At 46.9% G+C, this 20,999-nt stretch carries 16 protein-coding genes; 5 read left to right on the plus strand and 11 right to left on the minus strand.

Annotation, left to right across the window (positions count from 1 at the left end; genetic code table 11):
• The first annotated feature begins 137 nt into the window (after positions 1-137).
• The 3 genes from EYQ95_RS06320 to EYQ95_RS06330 all read left to right on the plus strand — a co-directional run bounded on the left by EYQ95_RS06320 (position 138) and on the right by EYQ95_RS06330 (position 3,521).
• Complete coding sequence (locus EYQ95_RS06320) at positions 138-1,298, plus strand: DcaP family trimeric outer membrane transporter (RefSeq protein WP_207916244.1); 1,161 nt, start codon at positions 138-140, stop codon at positions 1,296-1,298.
• 272 nt (positions 1,299-1,570) lie between these two features.
• Complete coding sequence (smrA, locus tag EYQ95_RS06325) at positions 1,571-2,152, plus strand: DNA endonuclease SmrA (protein WP_111915063.1); 582 nt, start codon at positions 1,571-1,573, stop codon at positions 2,150-2,152.
• Between the two features lie 16 nt (positions 2,153-2,168).
• A complete protein-coding gene (locus tag EYQ95_RS06330) occupies positions 2,169-3,521 on the plus strand; it encodes an alkaline phosphatase (RefSeq protein WP_111915064.1) in 1,353 nt (450 codons plus the stop codon).
• A 25-nt stretch (positions 3,522-3,546) separates the two neighbouring features.
• Here EYQ95_RS06330 and purL read toward each other — a convergent pair whose 3' ends face one another.
• Positions 3,547-7,428 (minus strand): phosphoribosylformylglycinamidine synthase, encoded by a 3,882-nt coding sequence (gene purL, locus EYQ95_RS06335; protein WP_111915065.1) that lies wholly within the window; start codon positions 7,426-7,428, stop codon positions 3,547-3,549.
• A gap of 233 nt (positions 7,429-7,661) precedes the next feature.
• On the opposite strand from purL, the gene mltF reads away from it, so the two are divergent.
• On the plus strand, positions 7,662-9,092 hold the full coding sequence (gene mltF, locus EYQ95_RS06340) for a membrane-bound lytic murein transglycosylase MltF (protein WP_111915067.1): 1,431 nt from the start codon (positions 7,662-7,664) through the stop codon (positions 9,090-9,092).
• 129 nt (positions 9,093-9,221) lie between these two features.
• On the opposite strand, the gene tadA is transcribed toward mltF, so the two are convergent.
• From tadA to guaB, 9 genes are all read right to left on the minus strand, one after another.
• The gene (tadA, locus tag EYQ95_RS06345) at positions 9,222-9,734 is read right to left on the minus strand and encodes a tRNA adenosine(34) deaminase TadA (RefSeq protein WP_111915068.1); all 513 of its coding nucleotides are present in this window, start codon (positions 9,732-9,734) and stop codon (positions 9,222-9,224) included.
• The gene (locus EYQ95_RS06350; RefSeq protein ID WP_111915069.1) at positions 9,731-11,143 is read right to left on the minus strand and encodes a Na+/H+ antiporter NhaC family protein; all 1,413 of its coding nucleotides are present in this window, start codon (positions 11,141-11,143) and stop codon (positions 9,731-9,733) included. The genes tadA and EYQ95_RS06350 overlap by 4 nt, the downstream gene beginning before the upstream one ends.
• Positions 11,144-11,434: 291 nt before the next feature.
• On the minus strand, positions 11,435-11,926 hold the full coding sequence (locus EYQ95_RS06355) for a hypothetical protein (RefSeq protein ID WP_111915070.1): 492 nt from the start codon (positions 11,924-11,926) through the stop codon (positions 11,435-11,437).
• Positions 11,923-12,870: an RHS repeat-associated core domain-containing protein gene (locus tag EYQ95_RS06360; RefSeq protein ID WP_111915655.1), complete on the minus strand. Its 948-nt coding sequence runs from the start codon at positions 12,868-12,870 to the stop codon at positions 11,923-11,925. The genes EYQ95_RS06355 and EYQ95_RS06360 overlap by 4 nt, the downstream gene beginning before the upstream one ends.
• A gap of 62 nt (positions 12,871-12,932) precedes the next feature.
• Positions 12,933-13,511 carry a hypothetical protein gene (locus EYQ95_RS06365; protein ID WP_111915071.1) on the minus strand — a complete coding sequence of 193 codons (579 nt, stop codon included), beginning with the start codon at positions 13,509-13,511 and terminating at the stop codon, positions 12,933-12,935.
• Complete coding sequence (locus EYQ95_RS26590; protein ID WP_126266344.1) at positions 13,498-14,244, minus strand: RHS repeat-associated core domain-containing protein; 747 nt, start codon at positions 14,242-14,244, stop codon at positions 13,498-13,500. Before EYQ95_RS26590 ends, EYQ95_RS06365 begins: the two co-directional genes overlap by 14 nt.
• Before the next feature lie 362 nt (positions 14,245-14,606).
• Positions 14,607-15,557 (minus strand): SGNH hydrolase domain-containing protein, encoded by a 951-nt coding sequence (locus EYQ95_RS26355; RefSeq protein ID WP_165831955.1) that lies wholly within the window; start codon positions 15,555-15,557, stop codon positions 14,607-14,609.
• 4 nt (positions 15,558-15,561) lie between these two features.
• Positions 15,562-17,139 carry a glutamine-hydrolyzing GMP synthase gene (guaA, locus tag EYQ95_RS06380; RefSeq protein WP_111915073.1) on the minus strand — a complete coding sequence of 526 codons (1,578 nt, stop codon included), beginning with the start codon at positions 17,137-17,139 and terminating at the stop codon, positions 15,562-15,564.
• Between the two features lie 5 nt (positions 17,140-17,144).
• Complete coding sequence (gene guaB, locus EYQ95_RS06385) at positions 17,145-18,611, minus strand: IMP dehydrogenase (RefSeq protein ID WP_111915074.1); 1,467 nt, start codon at positions 18,609-18,611, stop codon at positions 17,145-17,147.
• A gap of 124 nt (positions 18,612-18,735) precedes the next feature.
• Here guaB and xseA point away from each other — a divergent pair, with 124 nt between their 5' ends.
• Positions 18,736-20,073: an exodeoxyribonuclease VII large subunit gene (xseA, locus tag EYQ95_RS06390; RefSeq protein ID WP_111915075.1), complete on the plus strand. Its 1,338-nt coding sequence runs from the start codon at positions 18,736-18,738 to the stop codon at positions 20,071-20,073.
• An 83-nt stretch (positions 20,074-20,156) separates the two neighbouring features.
• On the opposite strand, the gene EYQ95_RS06395 is transcribed toward xseA, so the two are convergent.
• Entirely contained in the window at positions 20,157-20,975 is an 819-nt protein-coding gene (locus EYQ95_RS06395) for a mechanosensitive ion channel family protein (RefSeq protein WP_111915076.1), read from the minus strand.
• Positions 20,976-20,999: the final 24 nt, after the last annotated feature.

The following is a 20,999-nucleotide window of genomic DNA, read 5'->3' on the forward strand; positions in this document are numbered from 1 at the left end:
ATGTCTAGATTGTTTCCTCTCTATTTCTAGTTCATTTTTTAGGCACATTAAGTGAGCAGTAACGTATCCATTTTTGTCCGCGATTAGCGAACAACGTACGAGGGACTATCATGCAATTAACAACGATAACAAAACATTTGCGTACACTGACCTATGCTTCTGCAGCGGCTTCATTAGTCGCGCTTTCACCCGCGGCATTTGCCGACACCGAATTCGACTTTGGTGGTTATATTAAATTCGATGCACTAACCACCACTACTGACTCTGGATCATTAGGCGCGAACAACATCGGGCGCGACTTTTACATTCCCAGCTTAACGCCGGTGCTTGGAGCTGGAGCTCCTTCAGACAGTAACACGTACACCGACTTCCACGCGCGCCAAAGCCGTTTATGGCTTAAATCGGCACACACATTTGACGACGGTACAACCATTCAAGGGCATGTGGAAATAGACTTTATCGCTACACCTAACGGCGACAAACGAATTTCGAACTCATACACGCCTCGTTTGCGCCATGCATTTTTCAAATACCAGAATTGGACCGTGGGTCAAACTTGGAGTAACTTCCAAGACCTCGCTATCTTACCGGAGTCGGTCGACTTCATCGGCGTAACTGCAGGTACCGTGTTTAACAGACAACCTCAGATTCGTTACACAGCGGGTAATGGTTTCGCTTTTTCTGTTGAGCAACCTGAAAGCACAGTAACGCCTTATTTGGGTGGAACAAGCCGAATTACCACTGGCGACAGCGCGATGCCCGACTTAACCCTAAGTTATCGTCACTCTGGTGAAAGAGTTCACTATGGCATCGCTGCAATTGCTCGACAAATTGAATACCAAGACACAGCTTCAGGCGTAGACAGCAGCGAAACAGGATTTGGTGTAAACCTAACTACCAAAATTAAGTTCGGACAAAATGATGTGCGAATCGGTTTAGTTACAGGTTCTGGGCTAGGACGTTACGTGGGTCTAAACGCCACAAATGGCGCGGTGCTGAATGCGCAGAACGACCTCGAAGCCATCGACTTAACAGCCTATTCATTTGCCTATCGTCATGTTTGGTCAAGTCAAGTAAGCACTAACTTAGTGTTTTCGCGCATTGATATAGACGACCACACAGCGTCAACTGGCGCAGCCGCAAGCGAGAGCATGCAGCGTGTTGCAGCTAACGTGATGTACAGCATCAACGAACGCTTACGTGTTGGTGCAGAACTAAGTCGCGCCAGCAGAGAAACCTACAACGGTGGCGAAGGTAATCTAGACCGCTTACAACTAAGCGCGCAATACAGCTTCTAAACTTAAAACCAAAGATGGGGTCAGAGCACTAAGTGCTCTGCCCCCATCTTTTATTTCCTCAAAGCTACGCTCCATAGGCTTTTAGGCTAGATTTACCATTATTTTTATTGAGCTTGCTATTCTCCTCATTTTTATCTGGAAGCTCTTATTTTTTATGAGGTTTTTGAAAATCCCTCAGGGGGTCAGAGCACTTGGTGCTCTGACCCCATTTTTTGTCTGCTTCTTCATGGCTATTCTGATAAAATGTTGTCGGTCTGAAGTGGGAGGGAAGCATGAAGGAAGACGAAGCAGATATCTTTCGCGAATTAATGCAAGACGTCACTCCGCTCAAGCAAGAGCCGGTTGCTAACACCCGTTATGGTGTGGAAAAAAGTGAAACACATGCAGCCCGCAGAGCTGCAGCAACCGCCATCGAGAAAAAAGATCCAGGTGAAGGTTTGTCCGATCAGGTACACGAATGGGTAGAACCAGACGGTATTATTGAATGGCGTCGACCAGGCGTTCAAGACGGGGTATTTCGGCAACTTAAACGCGGAAAGTATCCTGTCGACGCAGACTTAGACCTTCACCGCATGCGTGCAAAACAAGCGAGAAGTGAAGTGGCTCGTTTTATCGCAGACTGTTACCGACGAGGCATTCGCACTTGTCGCATTGTTCACGGCACAGGGAAATATAGCGCCGAGCAACCCGCGTTACTCAAAAGCCTATGCAACCAATGGTTGAAAGACTTAGACCATGTTCTTGCTTTTCATACGGCTCAACGCCAGCATGGAGGTTACGGAGCAACCTATGTCATGATTCAGAAAAATATGCTGAGTAAACTAGAAAACCGAGAACAGAATCGTAAACGATAAATTTGGAAACTTGATCATGAACCGTCTTTTACAAAGCTTATTCATAGCCGCCGGAATACTCATAGCGCAGCCGGCATTAGCGCAAAGCAATTCCGAAACGCCTGAAAACCTCATTATTATCGTGGGCGACGGTATGGGCATGCCATACACGACGGCTTACCGTTATTTTAAAGACGGTAGAGGCATGACATCAGCCGCCGACATTCGAGCCACCGCCCTAGACCGTCACTTAGTGGGTCTTGCGAGTACTTATCCTGCAGACGACACCCTAGTCACTGACTCTGCTGCAGGTGCCACAGCTATTGCCACCGGTGTTAAAACCTATAATGGCGCAATCAGCGTTAGCACTCTGCGCGAACCTTTAATGACCATGATGGATTATGCCAAAGAACATGGTTTCCTGACTGGTGCCATTGCAACTACACGCGTTACGCATGCAACCCCCGCTTCATTTTTTACGAACGTAAACTCTCGCCGAGAAGAGCATGAAATTGCGCGCCAGTTCGCGCAACAAACAGAAGCAGGAAGCTGGAAGTTCGACTTACTTCTAGGTAGCGGAAGTAGCTATTTCCGTTACGACACAGAAAACGGTGAACGTGTAGATTTACTTGCAGACATGTCATCTCAAGGTATGCACGTTATAGAAGATATGGACGCATTATCGGCTCAACAACAATTGCCTTTGACTGGCCTGTTCTATGAAAAGAACTTCCCATTTGTTATCGACGATAAGCCACGCCTGCGCCAAATGGTTGAAAATGGAATTCGCTTGTTAGAGTCCCAAGACCAACCTTTCGTACTTCTCATTGAAGCGTCGATGATTGACTGGTGTGGGCATGCCAACGACATCGCCTGCGCTATGCATGAAATGCAAGATTTAGAGATTGCCTTCGACTGGCTTGCAGACTACGTCGAAAGTGTAAACGACACGATGCTGGTGATGACCGCTGATCACTCTACGGGTGGTTTAACATTAGGTGCTGACGGTGAGTATCAATGGCGTGCGGCGCAGGTAGCGCGTATTCAACACAGCTACAGCTATATCGAAACGCAGCTTATGGACTTACCTGCCGTGGATTGGGACAGCTTTTTAACCGAGCATATGCCTTTCCCACTTAGCTCTGAGCATCAAGCCGAGTTTGATCGCATTAAAACGTTGGAAGGTGGCTTTCAGCAAAAAGCTCTACACGATCTTCTTATTAGCATCGTTCGCTTTCATACAGGTTCAGGTTACACCACGTCAGGACACACCGGCGAAGACGTTCCTGTGTACGCAGTAGGGCCATGGAAACATGAATTTCTCGGTTTCCAAGACCACACCGACATAGCCAACCAGTATATTGAATGGATTCAAATGCGCTCTGAATGAGCGCATTTTGACTAGGTCGCGTAGCTTATTTCAAAGCTACGCGAGCGTTTCTAAATAACCGCGTCCAAGCACCGTCTTCTTTCCAAGCATCCGGATACCAAGAGTTCGCTACAGCTCTGAACACACGTTCAGGGTGAGGCATCATAATGGCCACTCGACCGTCTTTACTCACCGCACTTGTTAAACCACCAGCAGAACCATTCGGGTTTAACGGGTATTGCTCAGTAACGCTTCCAGTGTTGTCGATGAAGCGCAACGCAACACCGTTACGTTTCGCCAATGAAGCTTCGTCTTCCGCCGAACGGAACAACGCACGACCTTCACCATGAGAAACAGCGATAGGCATTTTTGAACCTTCCATGCCGTCAAACCAAGGTGAGTTTGTATTTTGCACCTCCACCATGGCTACGCGAGCTTCGAAGCGCTCGGAGCGGTTCGTGACAAAATTAGGCCAATCTTCTGTACCTGGAATTAAGTCGTGTAGCGTTGACAACATTTGGCAACCATTACACACACCCAACGACAATGTGTCGCCGCGGTTAAAGTAATTCTCGAAAGCTTTGCGTGCATTTTCATTGTATAAAATAGAGCGCGCCCAGCCTCCGCCAGCACCGAGTACGTCGCCATACGAGAAGCCACCACAAGCAGCGAGTACTTGCATGTCTGTTAAGTCTACGCGACCGGCAATAATGTCACTCATGTGAACATCAACAGCTTTAAAGCCTGCTCTGTCGAATGCTGCAGCCATCTCATAGTGCGAGTTCACGCCTTGCTCACGCAAAATCGCAACTTTAGGCGCTACACCTTTGTTAATGTATGGCGCTGCAATGTCTTGTGCTGGATCATAAGTTAGGTCTGCGAACAGTCCTGGGTTGCTTGCGTCTGATTTAACTGCAAACTCTTCTTTAGCACACTCAGGGTTGTCGCGTAGCATTTGCATTTGGTGCGTAGTTTCAGCCCAAATCGTACGCAATGTTGAGCGCTTAGCTTGGAACACTTGCTCCCCTTCTGCTTCAACAACAACTTCATCTGCTTCGGACACTTCACCAAGTTCAACCACCATTTCTCCCATACCGGCAGCGGTGAAGTCTGCCCGCAAGCTTGCAAGGGCGTCTTCCGACACCTGCAGTACAGCTCCAAGTTCTTCATTAAACAAGAATTCCTGCGGATTCGCGCCTTCTGGCGTGTGCACACGAACGCCACAATGACCTGCGAAAGCCATTTCGGTAACAGTTGTTAAAAGTCCGCCGTCTGAACGGTCGTGTAGAGCAATCAGTTGCTGCGCAGCAACCAGCTTTTGCACCGCATTGAAGAACACCGAAAGCACTTCTGGTTGGTCTACGTCTGGTGCAGTATGTCCAATCGACTCATAAACTTGCGCTAACGCAGAGCCGCCCATTCGGTTCTGTCCACGTCCAAGGTCTAGCAACACTAGCTTTCCACCTTGCTCGGGTTTTAATTGCGGAGTTACCGTTTTGCGAATATCCGTTACGCGTGCAAATGCGGAGATAACAAGGCTTAACGGCGCAGTCACTGATTTTTCTTCGTCTTGCTCTTGCCATGCCGTTTTCATCGACATCGAGTCTTTACCTACTGGAATAGTAATTCCAAGCGCAGGGCAAAGCTCTTCACCAACAGCTTTGACTGCTTCATATAAACCGGCATCTTCACCAGGGTGACCCGCTGCCGCCATCCAGTTTGCAGAAAGCTTCACACGTTTTAAGTCACCAATTTCGGTGCCCACGATATTCGTTAAAGCTTCGCCCACAGCCATACGCGCTGAAGCCGCATGGTTAAGCAACGCAATTGGAGTGCGCTCACCCATCGACATCGCTTCACCGGCATAGCTGTCGAATGAAGCTGCGGTTACCGCGCAATCTGCCACAGGTATTTGCCATGGGCCAACCATTTGGTCACGCGCAACTAAACCAGTTACAGAACGGTCGCCAATGGTAATTAAGAAGGTTTTCTCCGCAACAGTAGGCAATCTGAGCACGCGCTCAAATGCTTCGTTAATATCTACATTTTGCGCATTAAATGCGTCACCTTTTGCACTGCTGCTTTGCACGTCACGGTGCATTTTCGGCGCTTTACCCAAAAGAACATCCAGAGGCATGTCTACTGGGTAATTATCAAAAACTTCATCATAAAGCTTCAAGTCACGCTCTTCTGTCGCTTCACCAACAACCGCAAAAGGCGCTCGCTCACGATGACAAATCTGTTCAAACAATTCTAAGTTTTCAGGTGCTACTGCCAGTACATAACGTTCTTGAGACTCGTTACACCACACAGCTACTGGTGGCATTCCAGGCTCGTCATTCGGAACTTCGCGAAGTTTGAAACTACCGCCTTTGCCAGCGTCGTCTACAAGTTCTGGTAATGCGTTAGAAAGCCCACCTGCGCCCACGTCATGGATAAATACGATCGGGTTGTTTTTACCCATTTGCCAGCAACGGTCAATAACCTCTTGGCAGCGACGCTCCATTTCTGGGTTGTCTCGCTGCACAGAAGCAAAGTCTAAGTCTTCGTCAGACTGACCCGATGCCATCGAAGAGGCAGCACCGCCCCCAAGACCGATGTTCATAGCAGGACCACCTAGCACGATAAGCGGCGCACCATTCGGAATTACGCCCTTCTGCACGTGCTCTTCTTTAATGTTGCCTAGGCCACCAGCAATCATAATCGGCTTGTGATAACCACGAACCTCTTGTCCGGCAAAGCTATCTACATTCGCTTCGAATGTACGGAAATAGCCAAGCAAATTCGGACGACCAAATTCGTTATTGAACGCCGCGCCACCCAATGGGCCTTCCGTCATAATTTGCAGAGCGGTAACAATGCGGTCTGGTTTGCCGTAATGCTTTTCCCACGGTTGTTCAAACCCTGGAATTTGCAGGTTCGACACTGAGAATCCTGTAAGACCCGCTTTCGGCTTAGAACCGATACCCGTTGCGCCTTCGTCACGAATTTCACCACCAGAGCCCGTAGCAGCTCCAGGGTATGGAGAAATAGCCGTTGGATGGTTATGCGTTTCCACTTTCATAAGAATATGAACCGGCTCGCCATGGTAACGATACTCATGTTCACTATTCGGATAAAAACGCCCCGCCATGCTGCCTTCCATAACTGCAGCGTTATCTTTGTATGCGCTCAACACATAGTCTGGTGTTGCTTCGAATGTGCGCTTAATCATTTTGAACAACGATTTGGGCTGTTCTACACCATCAATCGTCCAATCCGCGTTGAATATTTTATGGCGGCAATGTTCAGAGTTCGCTTGCGCAAACATATACAGCTCAACGTCGGTAGGATTACGTTGCAGCTCAGAGAATCTTTCAACAAGATAATCAATCTCGTCTTCCGCAAGTGCCAAACCCATTTCAACGTTGGCAGTGGCTAGTGCTTTACGCCCACCGCTAAGAATATCTACGGTTTTTAAATGGCCAGGCTTTTGCTCTGCGAACAACACTTGTTCTGAAGGCACTTCTGCAACCGCGACTTCTGTCATGCGGTCAAAAACAAATTTTGCAGCATCAGAAATTTGGCTATGTTCAACTCCGTCAAAACTCCACACGACACCGCGCTCTGCGCGTTGAATCACGGAAAACCCACAGTTATGAATAATGTCGGTAGCCTTCGACGACCATGGTGAAATTGTGCCTAGTCGAGGCAAGACTAAGCGTTGGTCTGCGGTGAGCTGAAGGTCATGAATGACTTCGCCGCTAAGAATAGCCGACAAACGCTCGGTGTCTTCTTTTGAAAGCGCTATATCTGGCGTTTGCCCATGCAGAAAAAAGACTTGTTCTGCACGAACTGCTTTACATTGAAAACCCGCTTTATTCAGCGACGAGAGGATTTTTTCGGCTTTAAACGAAGATAGAACAGAGGCACCTTGAACTATGATCACGCGCTTGGCTCCAGCTAATTGTTGGGGGAGTTTAGATGGGCGAACATTATACGTGTTTATGCAACAATTTGCGACAATCAAGCTTATGCAAATCACCTCATTAAATGATATAAATAACCAAAGACTGATTATCGTCCATAAGTTCCAATGCCGGTGGCTATTTTTATCTCAGTCCACAACGGTACTTATAAAAGATAAATAGTCTCTAATGAAACTTTGAAACGGAAAAAACTATGCAAATTAACGTGAGTAAGCCAAGGTTATGGCGTGTTCTCGGAGTATCGTGGATACTCGCGTTATTGATTGCGTGTACACCAGACCCCATTGAAATGTCTCGTTTAGACAAAATTCAAGAACGTGGGGTGCTGAGAATTGGCACGCTCATGAATCCCACCAATTACATGGTGCGCAATGAAGTTTCTAGTGGTTTTGAGTACGAACTCGCGCAAGGCTTAGCGCAAGAATTAGACGTAGAACTTGAAGTCACAACAGCTGTAGATTTACGTGAACTTTGGCAGCTTTTAGACAGCGGTCAAGTCGACTTCCTAGCTGCAGGTTTAGACGTTACCGACGACCGACGCGAACGTGTCCGCTTTTCACCTGCCTATCACCATATCGAGCAAAAACTTGTGTATCTGCAAGGCTCGCGCGACCGGCCCAGAGATTGGTCTGAAGTGAACGGTAAAATTCGCGTGGTCACACAAAGCAGCCACCAGGAATTGCTTACGCGTATTCACAACCTTTACCCGCATTTAGATTGGACTACCACACACCTGTATGACAGCGACGAACTACTCGAGCAAGTCATGGACGAAACTGTCGACTTCACCATAGTCGATTCGCACCATTTAGATATTAAGCGCCGCTATTACCCCGACCTGAGCGTGGCATTTACCGTACGCGAGAACGTACCCTTGGCTTGGGCGTTTCCTCAAGAAGCGGACGACAGTTTATATGCATCGGCCATTGAGTATTTGGGTGCGCGTCATAACAGTGGTTACATCGACAAACTAGCCGACCGTTACTTTGGTCACGTGGAAGAATTTAACTACGTGGACACACGCTTATTCATTGAAGCAGTAGAAGAGCGCTTACCAGAATATTTACCGATGTTCCAAGAGCATGCAGGCGACTTAGACTGGCGTTTGTTAGCGGCAGTAAGTTACCAAGAGTCTCACTGGAACCCATGGGCGCGCTCGCCAACAGGTGTTCGCGGCATGATGATGCTTACTCTACCTACAGCTCGCTCAGTCAATGTACGCAGCCGACTAGACGCAGAAGAGAGCATTCGCGGTGGCTCACAATATTTAGCGCGCATGAAACAACGCATACCCGCACGCATAGCAGAACCAGACCGTACTTGGTTTGCACTTGCGGCATATAACGTGGGACTTGGTCATTTAAATGACGCGAGAATCATCACCGAACGCCAAGGTGGCAACCCGGACTACTGGGTAGACGTTCGAGAGCGTTTACCGTTACTGCGCCAAAAACAATACTATCGAACCACTCGTTATGGCTACGCTAGAGGCGACGAACCCGTAAGATATGTCGGTAATATTAGACGCTATTACGACACGATGAGATGGCTTGATGAACAGGGTCGGATACCTTATGGTGACTCTGATAGCAGACAGGCGAACAATATTGTGTTGGAGGACTAATGCGAATTGTAGGCAAACGTTTTAAACGCAACGAAAGACGTCATCAACGCAACCGCAAACAAGCCAAACGCATTGTAGAGCGCAGGCAGAAGTGGTTTCACCTTACAGAGGGCGGAGCCAAGGGGCGTTCTACTCCGGTTTGTCTAGATCCTGAGTATGTTGAGATAGCTGGCGCAGACGCTTCTTCTGAGCGCGGCGATGCTTAAAAAAATCGCTTAAAATTGTCGCGCACTCATCTTCGAGTACACCGCTTTCCACCTCAACTTGATGGTTCAGCGCGTCGTGCTTGACCAAGTTCATTAAGCTTCCCGCCGAACCTGTTTTCAAGTCATACGCCCCAAAAACCAAACGACTGATACGACTATGAACGAGTAAACCCGCACACATCGGGCATGGCTCTAAGGTGACATACAAAGTGGTATCTTCAATCCGGTAATTACCAATAACTTTGGCAGCTTCGCGCAGGGCTATCATTTCCGCATGAGCGGAAGGGTCGAGCTGAGTAATTACTTGGTTATGACCGCGCGCAATAACCTCTCCACGATGCACCACAACAGCGCCCACAGGAACTTCGCCAATAGCTTCGGCTTTTTGCGCTTCAGCTAACGCCTCTTGCATAAAAGCTTGGTCTAGCTCTGTCATCCTGGGTTTAGTCCTTGCCATTGCACGAAGAAGCCTGCAATTAAATAAAATACAATGGTCATGCCTGCTGCCAACATAGCGTACGGTAACTGAGTACGCACATGCGAAATATGTTCAGCACCGGAAGCCAATGAAGCGATAATAGTCGTGTCACTAATAGGTGAAGCGTGGTCGCCAAAAATACCACCCGCTAAAGCAGCACCAATAAGCAGCGGTACAGGCATTCCCAAGCCCAGAGCCAATGGTATAGCTAAAGGCAACATGAGGGCGAAGGTTCCCCAACTTGAGCCTATGGCAAAGGCTGTAACTGCCGAGAGAATAAATACTAATGCAGGCAACAAATACACCGGCAAACTCTCGTTAATGAGCTGAGTAAGGTATTGCCCCGCACCTAGAGTACGCGTGATGTCTCCAAGCGCAATAGCGAGCCAAAGAATCACGGCAAGGGGGAGAATTTTAATCACCCCATGGCCAATACCGTAGGCAATTTTATTCGCAGATTTCGGAAAACTGATAAAGGTTCCCACTATGGCAATTGCAAGGGCAATGTAAATTGCAGTGAACACGCTGAGCATGCCGTCGCCTTCCACAAAAGAGCCTTCGCCAGTTACGAACAGCATAATAGGTACCATAAGCACCATAAGCGCCAAAGAAGCAATTACCGTAATGGTGGCTCGCTTATTCACAACGCTATTTGCTGTTTGCGCGATCTGGCTTTCTACGTGAGCGCGTTTTGCAGCAACTTCATACTTTTTCATGGGGCCAAAGTTCCAACCACTCCATGCCACCCAAAGCGCCAGAAATAGTGCGAATACCGCGTATGCATTAAGCACCACAGAAACAGCAAGCGTAGTTAAAGGGTTTTCTATATTCTGTTGTCCAATTAACCCCAAGTTAAAAGCACCCCATGCATTTAAAGGAATCAGAATACATACCGGCGCACAAGTGGAGTCGATAATATAAGCTAGCTTTTGGCGGCTCATGCCCAAGCGGTCATAAATAGGCCGTGAGGTAGTGCCCGAAGTCATTATAGAAACGTTAGACTCAATGAAAGTGACGACGCCTAGAATCCAAGTAAACAAACGCGCACGTCTAGGGCTATGCACCCACTTCTTGTTTTCAAGTGCCTGTACAAAATGTTGAAACGTACCGCCTTGCTCAAGAACGCCAAAAAGCGCTCCAATGGCTAAGGTAAATCCCCAAATTAATATATTTCCGGGGTCTAAAAGCTTTTCATGCAAACTTAATGCGGCAGAAACGGCTCCAGCAACAGCGTCGTACTCAAGCCATAGATAATGCGCCAACAGCACCCCACCCAGTAAGGCAATAATTACACGGCGTGTTGCAATAGCCACAAATATTGCCAACAAAGATGGAAGCAGGCTTAACCAACCTAGTTCTGTACTCATGAACGAGCCTTATTTTCTCTAAACAGTAAAAAACCGCAGCAACTGAAACATAATGTTCTCAAGCGCGGTTCTCATCATGCCACGATTATATCACGAAGAAAAAAGGCACAGGTTAAGGGGCGGTAATAACTTAGAAGCGTAGGTTATAAGCAGCTAACAATGAAAGGCAGATTCACTTTGCCAAAGCCGAGATACAAGGCTCGCTCCAAAGATTAAAAGATACTGGTATAATCAGATTCTATTGCTAAGGCTCAGTGCCCTAGTCGCGATTTTAATTTGAAAACCACAAGCTCATAATGGGTAACCCTTTCTGAAATAAACGAAAAATGGACCATCCAAAGTATCACTGTCGATTTTTATCGCGCAATTTTCAAAATCGGAAAGATCACTAACTTGATAACCTCCAAAAGCAACAGGGCTCATTGTGCGCTCAGATGAGGTAATATTTCCCATGTGACTAGATTTAAATTGTTTATAAAAACCGCTTTCACAGCTAAAATGAACATCAAAAGTGCTTGCGCTGGTCGTTAAATCATAAACAACCCTGACCTCATGTCCCCCCAAATAATTGTGGGAGAGGCTCAAATTATATGTTTCGTTAGGATATAGCATCCCAGACCACAAAACATCACGAAAATCACTCGGTGTATAGAAAACAGACGCTATAAACCCCACAACGCCCCCGTACTCGAAATGCTTTAGTTGCCATTTCGAATACCAGTGCAAAGGTGAAACAATGATTACTAATACTAGAATCAGGATGTACCATTTTGAAGTTTTCATTGAATTCCGTACCTCAAGTCTCGCTGCATATTGTCATAAATCCGCAATACCTCTTGAACATAATGCTGGCAATTATTAGTTGCTAAATTGTATTCAGGGCTAAAGTAAGTTTGGACACGCTCCTCAGCGTTTTTTAATAGTTCGTCGTCGTATTCCTTTGCTTCACACTGATAGCGGTCATCATCGTCTTCTTGAACAACACCAGGTCCAACTACGGCGTCGGTTTCTGAGAAATAACCACTATTTTCACCATTTTCATAGAAAATTTGATCGTGACGGAAGGGACCCCACTGCTTGTTAAAATCCATTAATGGTCGACTGCAAATCTGTGCCAACCCTAATGGATCGATAAGGTTTACGGGGTTTCCTCCAACATAAACATAAGTATTAAAACCACCCGCAAGCCCAATCGGGTCGCTCTGCAAATACCGTCCTGTTTCGGGGTCATAATCACGATTGAGGTTGTACCAACTCTGCTTTTCGCTGTCCCAGTATTGGCCGGGACAAAATCGTATGGAACGATTTTGAACATGCGAAGCATGGCCCGCATGGGTGAAGGGCAGGATGCCCGTAATCAAGCCGATATTAAATGCGCCAATAGAGCTAGAAACAACGTTTCTGACTCCAAAGGTTGTTGGCTCTGCTCGCCATACTACACTCTTGGAGCTGTTCGTAATCGCTTCAGGACGACCTAGATGGTCGGTATGCACATAATAAAGGGTTGTTCCTTTGATATACCCGACCAAAGTGCCACCGAAATAGATGTAATACTTGGTATACTGGCCGTTATTGCCTTCTGCCAGTAATTGACCGCTAGGGGAATAGATGAAGTCTGTGGCAGTTGCCGCACCGCCTGACTTACGAACACGTTGCCCTAATGCGTTATATACATAGTTTGTCGTTAGACTCGACCCTGCACCATATTGATATGTCATGCTCGCCATTCGGTTATCATCGTTGTACGTGTAGGTGCGTTGAAATACATTGCCGGCTTTATGTATAAGAATCACCCTGGAATCTCAGGCTTAAGAACTTGAATGTTATATTCTCGACCTTGGAACACGATAATTTTATCTTCTTCGGCTTCAGCTCTAAAAGACCCAATAGCTTTACCATTTGAATCAAAAACTCTCACATAAGAGACTGGTTGCTCCTCCACTTTATTCATAACTAACCAAAATATTGCATCATCATCACTGACTCCAAAATATGAAATCGGTTCATGGTCTATCCTCTTAATCTCTCTTAGATTGGAATCAAAAAGATAACTGTTCTGAACAATATGGTGAGCGCTTTGACCCACTACGAGAATCCTTTCCTCGTTTTCCAAAAGGACGACCTCCCCTTCCATCGCCGGTGAAATCAATAGGTTTTCATCTTCGGTTACTGACAAAAAGACGGTAGCTCCCTCGAAATTACTTATTGAATACTTAGATACTCCCCAATTCTCATTAAGAATTTCTAATTGGCAACTTTCTGGAGACACTTCGAGAATCTTCAAAATATTGTCATTACAATTTGATACACCACTTTCAGCGCCCAAAAATAGTGAAAGGCTCATCAAAAGTTTATTAACTACAGCCACAATCCCCTCCGCTATCAACCCAATCATTACCTTGGTGTGGATTGGAATGCATGCTATCTGTTTCGCCGAACATACTTGTCGCTACTCCATTACTGAGAGGGGACTGAGTTCCGGGGTCTACAATACCCCCAGACGAGTTTCTTCTTTCATGGTGTACATGAGGACCTGACGAGCGTCCATTTGTTGGATCAGCGTAGCTGCCAATCACATCTCCAACATTCACAATAGTACCTACCGCTACAGTTGAACCTGGGTCCATATGGCCATATTGGTCATACGTTTGACCATCACTGTTCATAATGGAGATTCTCCACCCTAAGCCAGTGTTTGGATTATTTGGGTCCTGATATCCCACTCGAAACACTCTCCCAGAAGTTAAGGATGAAACTTCTCGACATAGTCCTAGCTCATCAAAGAATATCAATGGATTCCCCTCTACATAAGCATAAGCATTCATCCCGCCAGCAAGCCCAATCGGGTCACTCTGCAAATACCGTCCTGTTTCTGGGTCGTAATCTCTGTTGAGGTTATACCAACTCTGTTTTTCACTATCCCAATATTGACCTGGGAAGCCGATATTAAATGCGCCAATAGAGCTAGAAACGACGTTTCGTGTTCCAAAGGTTGTTGGCTCTGCTCGCCATACTACACTCTTTGAGCTGTTGGTAATCGCTTCTGGACGACCTAGATGGTCGGTATGCACGTAATAAAGCGTCGTTCCTTTGATATACACGACCAACGTGCCACCGAAGTAGATGTAATACTTGGTATACTAGCCGTTATTGCCTTCTGCCAGTAATTGACCGCTAGGTGAATAGATAATCTCTGTGGTTAGGTTATATCATGAACGCATTGCAAACCGAAAGCATGGACCTCGTGGTAACTGTTGAGGAGTGTCAACGATTGAATGAAACGAGTCTTTAGAAGTTCAAAGTCTATGAGGATGCGAGGAGCTGATTATCACTCAGCAGTTGAAACAACAGGCGATATGAATTATTTCCTAATAAATGATCGCAATTGGGGGCGTCAGCATCAATTTAACGATTAACTTCCGCCGGCAAAAGCAGAGACGCTAGCAGGCTCAGCCAACCTAAATCAGAACTCATTAAAAATTCCTAATTCCTGGACAAGTATATAGGCCCCCACGGTCGAAACGTGGTCATCGTCGTAGTATAAAGGAGCTCCCTGAAAATGCGCAAAACAACGTTCTTTCCGACGGTCACAAAAATACTCGTGAGGAAAAACCTGCTGAAGTTGGTTTGGGAATTGTTGCGCCACTTTAGCAACCGTATCCATAACCCCTTGGTTTCTCGTCATGTAAGACTGTAACGAAACTGACGCACTATAGCGATCGAGAGTTCCTTCATGCACATAAAGACTACGCAACTCATCTCCCACATTCCAACCCATTTCGGGCACAGAGTGAACGAAAATAACGTTATAATTTGAATCAAGGAGTTCTAAAAGAATGCTTTCTAAACTAGCGCTTAACGCTTGCTCATGACCAAGTGTTGCTGTTTCGGGGGTTGCAAACACTTGATACTCTTCCGGTTCTAGGCCTCCCTCACCGTTATTAAATCTTGTTGCGCTAAAGTGAATCCCCCAGCGCGCATGAATAATCAGCTCTTTAGGCAGCGCACCGGCCCTAGCTGCTTCGAGTATATGCCCACGAAACTGTTCACATTGAACATCCTTCTCTCGCGCGGGACTTCGTACGGCGAATTCAAAAGGAGGGCAACCGCTCATAGTCAAATTCATCCCAGTCAGAGTATGCTCTTCAGCTAGGGTTTTGACTGCATCCATCAGCACCATGGCATGGCTATCACCAATCACCGCAAAGTCGGCATCAGAAGCAAGGTTGGGCATCCCGAACACACAATGAGAAGTCAGTTGCTTTGCCCGTAATGAACTATCAATACAGAGGTCATTTTCGGGTAAGTACCGTTGCGCCTCGTCAATTTGAGCCGCAACGAACCCCGTCTGTGGTGCTGCGCACGCAACCATAGCTAAAGCAATAAAGCCAAGCCAACATTTGCGTACTAACAACAACTTACTCCCACTCAATGGTCGCAGGAGGCTTGCCCGAAATGTCATAAACCACACGAGAAATGCCGTCGATTTCGTTGATAATGCGGTTCGAAACGCGTTCCAACAACTCGTAAGGTAAGTGTGCCCAACGAGCGGTCATAAAGTCGATGGTTTCCACAGCGCGTACAGCAACTACCCAGTCGTACTTACGTGCGTCGCCCATTACACCAACACTTTTCACGGGTAGGAATACCGCAAATGCTTGGCTTACTTTATGATACCAATCGGCTTTGTGAAGCTCTTCAATGAAAATTGCGTCGGCTCTGCGCAATAAGTCGCAGTATTCCTTTTTCACTTCACCTAACACACGAACGCCTAAGCCTGGCCCTGGGAATGGGTGGCGATAAAGCATGTCGTAAGGCAAGCCTAGTTCGAGGCCAATTTTACGAACTTCGTCTTTAAACAGTTCGCGTAATGGCTCAACAAGACCCATCTTCATGTCTTCAGGTAAGCCGCCTACGTTATGGTGCGACTTAATCACGTGTGCTTTACCCGTTTTAGAACCTGCAGATTCAATAACGTCTGGGTAAATAGTACCCTGTGCTAGCCAATCAACTTCCGTTAATTTCGAAGCTTCTTCGTCGAACACTTCAATAAACACTCGGCCGATAATTTTACGTTTTGCTTCTGGCTCATCTTCGCCTGCAAGCGCAGACAAGAAACGGTCTTCCGCGTCAACGCGAATAATGTTCAAACCAAAATGGTCACCGAACATTTCCATCACTTGCTCACCTTCGTTTAAACGAAGCAAGCCGTTGTCTACAAAGACACAAGTAAGCTGAGAACCAATAGCACGGTGCAAAAGCATAGCGGTTACAGACGAGTCTACTCCGCCCGACAGGCCAAGAATAACTTTGCCACTACCCACTTGTTCACGAATGCGTTCTACCGCGTCGTCAATAATCGATGCGGCGGTCCATAGCTTTTCACAACCACACACGTCGGTTACGAAATGCTCGAGCATACGTAAACCTTGTTTGGTATGGGTTACTTCCGGGTGGAATTGAACGCCGTAGAATTGCTTTTCTTCATTAGCAATGGCTGCATGAGGGCAAGTGTCCGTTTTCGCAACAGTACTGAAACCGTCAGGAATTTCGATAACTTTGTCGCCGTGGCTCATCCAAACGTCGAGCATTGAAGCGCCGTTGTCGCCAATAGCATCTTCAATTTTATCGAATAGTTTACAGTCGCCTGTGCGCTCTACGCGAGCATAACCAAATTCACGCTCTAACGAACCTTGAACTTTACCGCCCAATTGCTCAGACATCGTTTGCATGCCGTAGCACACACCTAGAACTGGCACGCCTGCGTTAAAAACATATTCTGGCGCACGAGGGGAGTTCGCTTCAGTTACACTTTCAGGGCCACCTGAAAGAATAATACCTTGCGGGTTAAAGTTGCGAATATCTTCTTCGCTTACGTCCCACGCCCAAAGCTCACAATACACACCAATTTCGCGCACACGGCGTGCAATCAGTTGCGTGTATTGAGAACCAAAATCAAGAATCAGTATTCGATGCTGATGAATATCTTGTGTCATGCGCCTCAGCCTAGTCTGTAGTTAGGAGCTTCTTTTGTGATCTGCACGTCGTGTACGTGCGACTCACCCATACCCGCAGCTGTCACCTTCACAAACTGAGGTTTAGTGCGGAGTGTGTCGATATCTGGGCTGCCCGTAAGCCCCATTGCTGAGCGCAAACCGCCCATTTGCTGGTGAATAATGTTGGCAATTGGACCTTTATACGCGATGCGTCCTTCAATGCCTTCAGGTACTAACTTGTCAGCCTGGTTAGAAGACTGGAAGTAACGGTCTGAAGAACCATGGCTTTGGTTCATCGCACCTAAGCTGCCCATGCCACGGTAAGACTTATAGTAACGACCTTGGTAAAGCTCTACTTCGCCTGGAGACTCTTCAGTACCAGCCAGCATACTACCCACCATGACACAGCTTGCGCCAGCAGCTAGCGCTTTCGCAATATCACCTGAGAAGCGAATACCACCGTCGGCAATGACTGGAATACCGCGTTCTTCTAGTGCCGCTACTGCATTTGAAATCGCGGTAATTTGCGGAACACCACAACCAGTAACAATACGGGTCGTACAAATTGAACCTGGGCCAATACCTACTTTTACGGCATCTGCGCCAGCGTCTGCCAAAGCAATAGCGCCTTCTGCAGTTGCAATGTTGCCGCCGATCAATTGGATATCAGGAAAATTGTCACGAACCCAACGTACGCGGTCGAGTACGCCTTGAGAGTGACCATGAGAAGTGTCGACTAGAATAACGTCTACGCCAGCTTCTACCAGTGCCGCTACGCGTTCTTCCGTACCCGCGCCAACACCAACTGCAGCGCCTACACGCAAACGACCTTGCTCGTCTTTACAAGCATTAGGTTTGTTCGCTGCTTTCTCAAAGTCTTTTAGGGTAATCATGCCATTCAAGCGGTGCGCGTCGTCGACCACTAGAATTTTCTCAATGCGATGCTTGTGCATTAAGCCAAGAATTTCTTCACTGCTGGCTTTATCGGTTACGGTGATTAAACGCTCTTCTGGCGTCATCACGTCTGCAACGCTGCGGTGGCTCGAATCTTCAGAGCGCACATCACGGCCTGTAACAATACCGACTAAGCGGTCGTTGTCGACAACAGGGAAGCCGTGAAAGCCGTGCTCGTGTGCAAGCGCTTTAATTTGCTGTAGCGTAGTGTCTGGCGTAACGGTTACCGGGTCAGACACTGTACCGCTTTCATATTTTTTCACACGACGTACATGAGCCGCTTGCTCAGCAATGCTCATATTTTTGTGGATAAAACCCATTCCACCTTCTTGCGCCAGCGCAATGGCAAGCTCAGCCTCGGTGACTGTATCCATAGCCGCAGATACAAGAGGTATTTTTAACTCAATTTTGCGTGTTAAACGCGTATTAAGTTTGGCAAGATTAGGGAGCACGGTAGAATGTGCGGGTAGGAGTAACACGTCGTCAAACGTGAGTGCTTCTTGTGCAAGTCGTAACATAGCAACATCTCTCACTTAGGGAACCGCATGGGCTTAATGTTGCGGCGGTATTTTACTCATAGTGGGCGTTGCAGTAAACTAAAATTTTCTTAATTTTTGTACAAATTTCACAGGAACTCCTTTCATGCAGGACGCTCGCGACATATTTACCGTTTCCAGACTTAACCGAGAAGTGCGCGGGTTGCTTGAGCAAAATTTCCCATCTGTTTGGTTAGTAGGGGAAATTTCAAATTTCTCTCGCCCAGGTTCAGGGCATTGGTACTTCACTTTAAAAGACGAACAGGCACAAATTAGCTGCGCTATGTTTCGTGGAAATAATATGCGTGTGCAAGCTCAGGTCGCAAATGGCATGCAAGTTATGGTGCGAGCGCGCATTAGTTTGTACGAGCCACGCGGTAACTATCAGATTATTGTCGAGCATCTAGAACCTGCAGGTGTCGGCTTATTGCAGCAACAATATGAAGAACTCAAAGCCAAGCTCGCCAGTGAAGGGTTGTTTGCGCAAGAACGAAAAAAGCCGATTCCTTCCGTGCAAAAACTTGGCATTGTTACTTCAGCAACCGGCGCAGCTTTAAAGGACGTTCTTGCCGTACTGCGTCACAGAGATCCAAGCATTCATATCATTGTTTATCCTGCTCAAGTGCAAGGTACAGAAGCACCAAAACTCATTCGCCAAGCATTGGCCACAGCGATAGCCCGCAATGAAGTAGACGCCATATTGCTTACCCGGGGCGGTGGCTCGCTGGAAGACTTATGGGCATTCAACGATGAGCAGTTAGCGCGCGATATCGCCAATAGTCCAATACCCACGCTAAGTGCCGTGGGCCACGAAATTGACTTTACCATCGCAGACTTTGTTGCAGACTTGCGAGCGGCAACACCTTCGCAAGCAGCAGAACTGTTAAGTGCAGATCGCCAACACCATATTCAAAATCTAAACTTACTGCGTCAACGATGCTGGCGAGCTCTAAATCATATTCTTAGCAATGCCAAGCATAAAGCGAACTACCTGCAATCGCGCTTGATGCCGCTGAATCCGAAATTCCGTATTGAGAGGCAAGCACAACAGCTGGACGAACTTTCGGCTCGTTTGCAACGCTCGATACAACATAGGCTTCGCCAAGAACAAACAAGAACGACCCAATTACAACACCGTTTAGGGCAGCAACACCCAGAGCGCGCCATAAAAGTTGAACAAGAGCTTGCACAAAAACGAGAGCAACGCCTGATGAGTAGCATGGTTCGGCTACTGAATGAAAAGCGCCGGAACTTAACTTCCCACAACCAAGCTTTGCATTTGGTTAGTCCGCTAAATGTGTTGAACCGTGGCTACTCACTCACCTTTGACGAGAACAATAAAATTGTTAAGAAGGTAGACGACCTGCAGATAGGAAAGTCGATTGAAACCAGGCTAGGTCAAGGCAGAGTGGTAAGTACCATTACCGCAATTAAACCGGAATAGGCATAGAGTAAGTATAAAAAAGCCGCTTGCTTAACTCACAAACGGCTTTTGTGTTTCTGTTCTACGATAAACAGCTCGAAGAACTAATCGTCTTTTTGAATATGCACATCCATTTGTGGGAACGGAATGCCAATACCGTTTTCATCAAGCTTGTCTTTAATTTTTTCTAAGTTTTCCCACATGTACGGCCAGTAGTCTTCGCTTTTCACCCACGGGCGAACAATAAAGTTTACTGATGAGTCACCCAATGCACTTACTGCCACATTTGGCGCGGGAGTCGGCAAGGTACGCTCGTCTGCATTTATGACGTCTAGCAACACTTGCTTAGTTTTTTGCAAATTAGCACTGTAAGACACACCAATCACCATATCTACACGTCGTGTTGGCTCTTCCGTAAAGTTAGTAATTTCAGAGCCAGTAATGCGTGAGTTAGGCACAATCACTTTTTTATTGTCTGGTGTTTTTAGCACAGTGGTGAATAGCTCAATTTTTTCCACAGAGCCTGCAATACCGCCTGCATCTACGTAGTCGCCCGACTTAAACGGACGATAAATCATAATTAGCACGCCCGAAGCAAAATTAGAAAGCGAGCCTTGCAATGCCAAGCCAATAGCTAAACCGGCAGCACCTAAGATGGCAATAAATGACGTAGTTTGAATACCTACGTGCGAAAGCGCCATAAGCAGAGCTGCGATGACGATAATAGTGCGCACGATAGCCGCAATGAACGACACGACGGCATTGTCTACTGAAGACTTACCCAGTCGTTTCGACAAACTGCGCGAAATAAACTTAGCGAGCATAAATCCCACAACGAGGATAATAAGCGCAACTGCAATTTTTCCGACAAGAAGAAGTATGGCTTCTTGGTTCTCTTCAAACCAACTTAAAACGTTATCCATTTATGTTTCCTCGTTTGTTGTAGC

Source organism: Lysobacter sp. N42 (assembly GCF_004344885.1).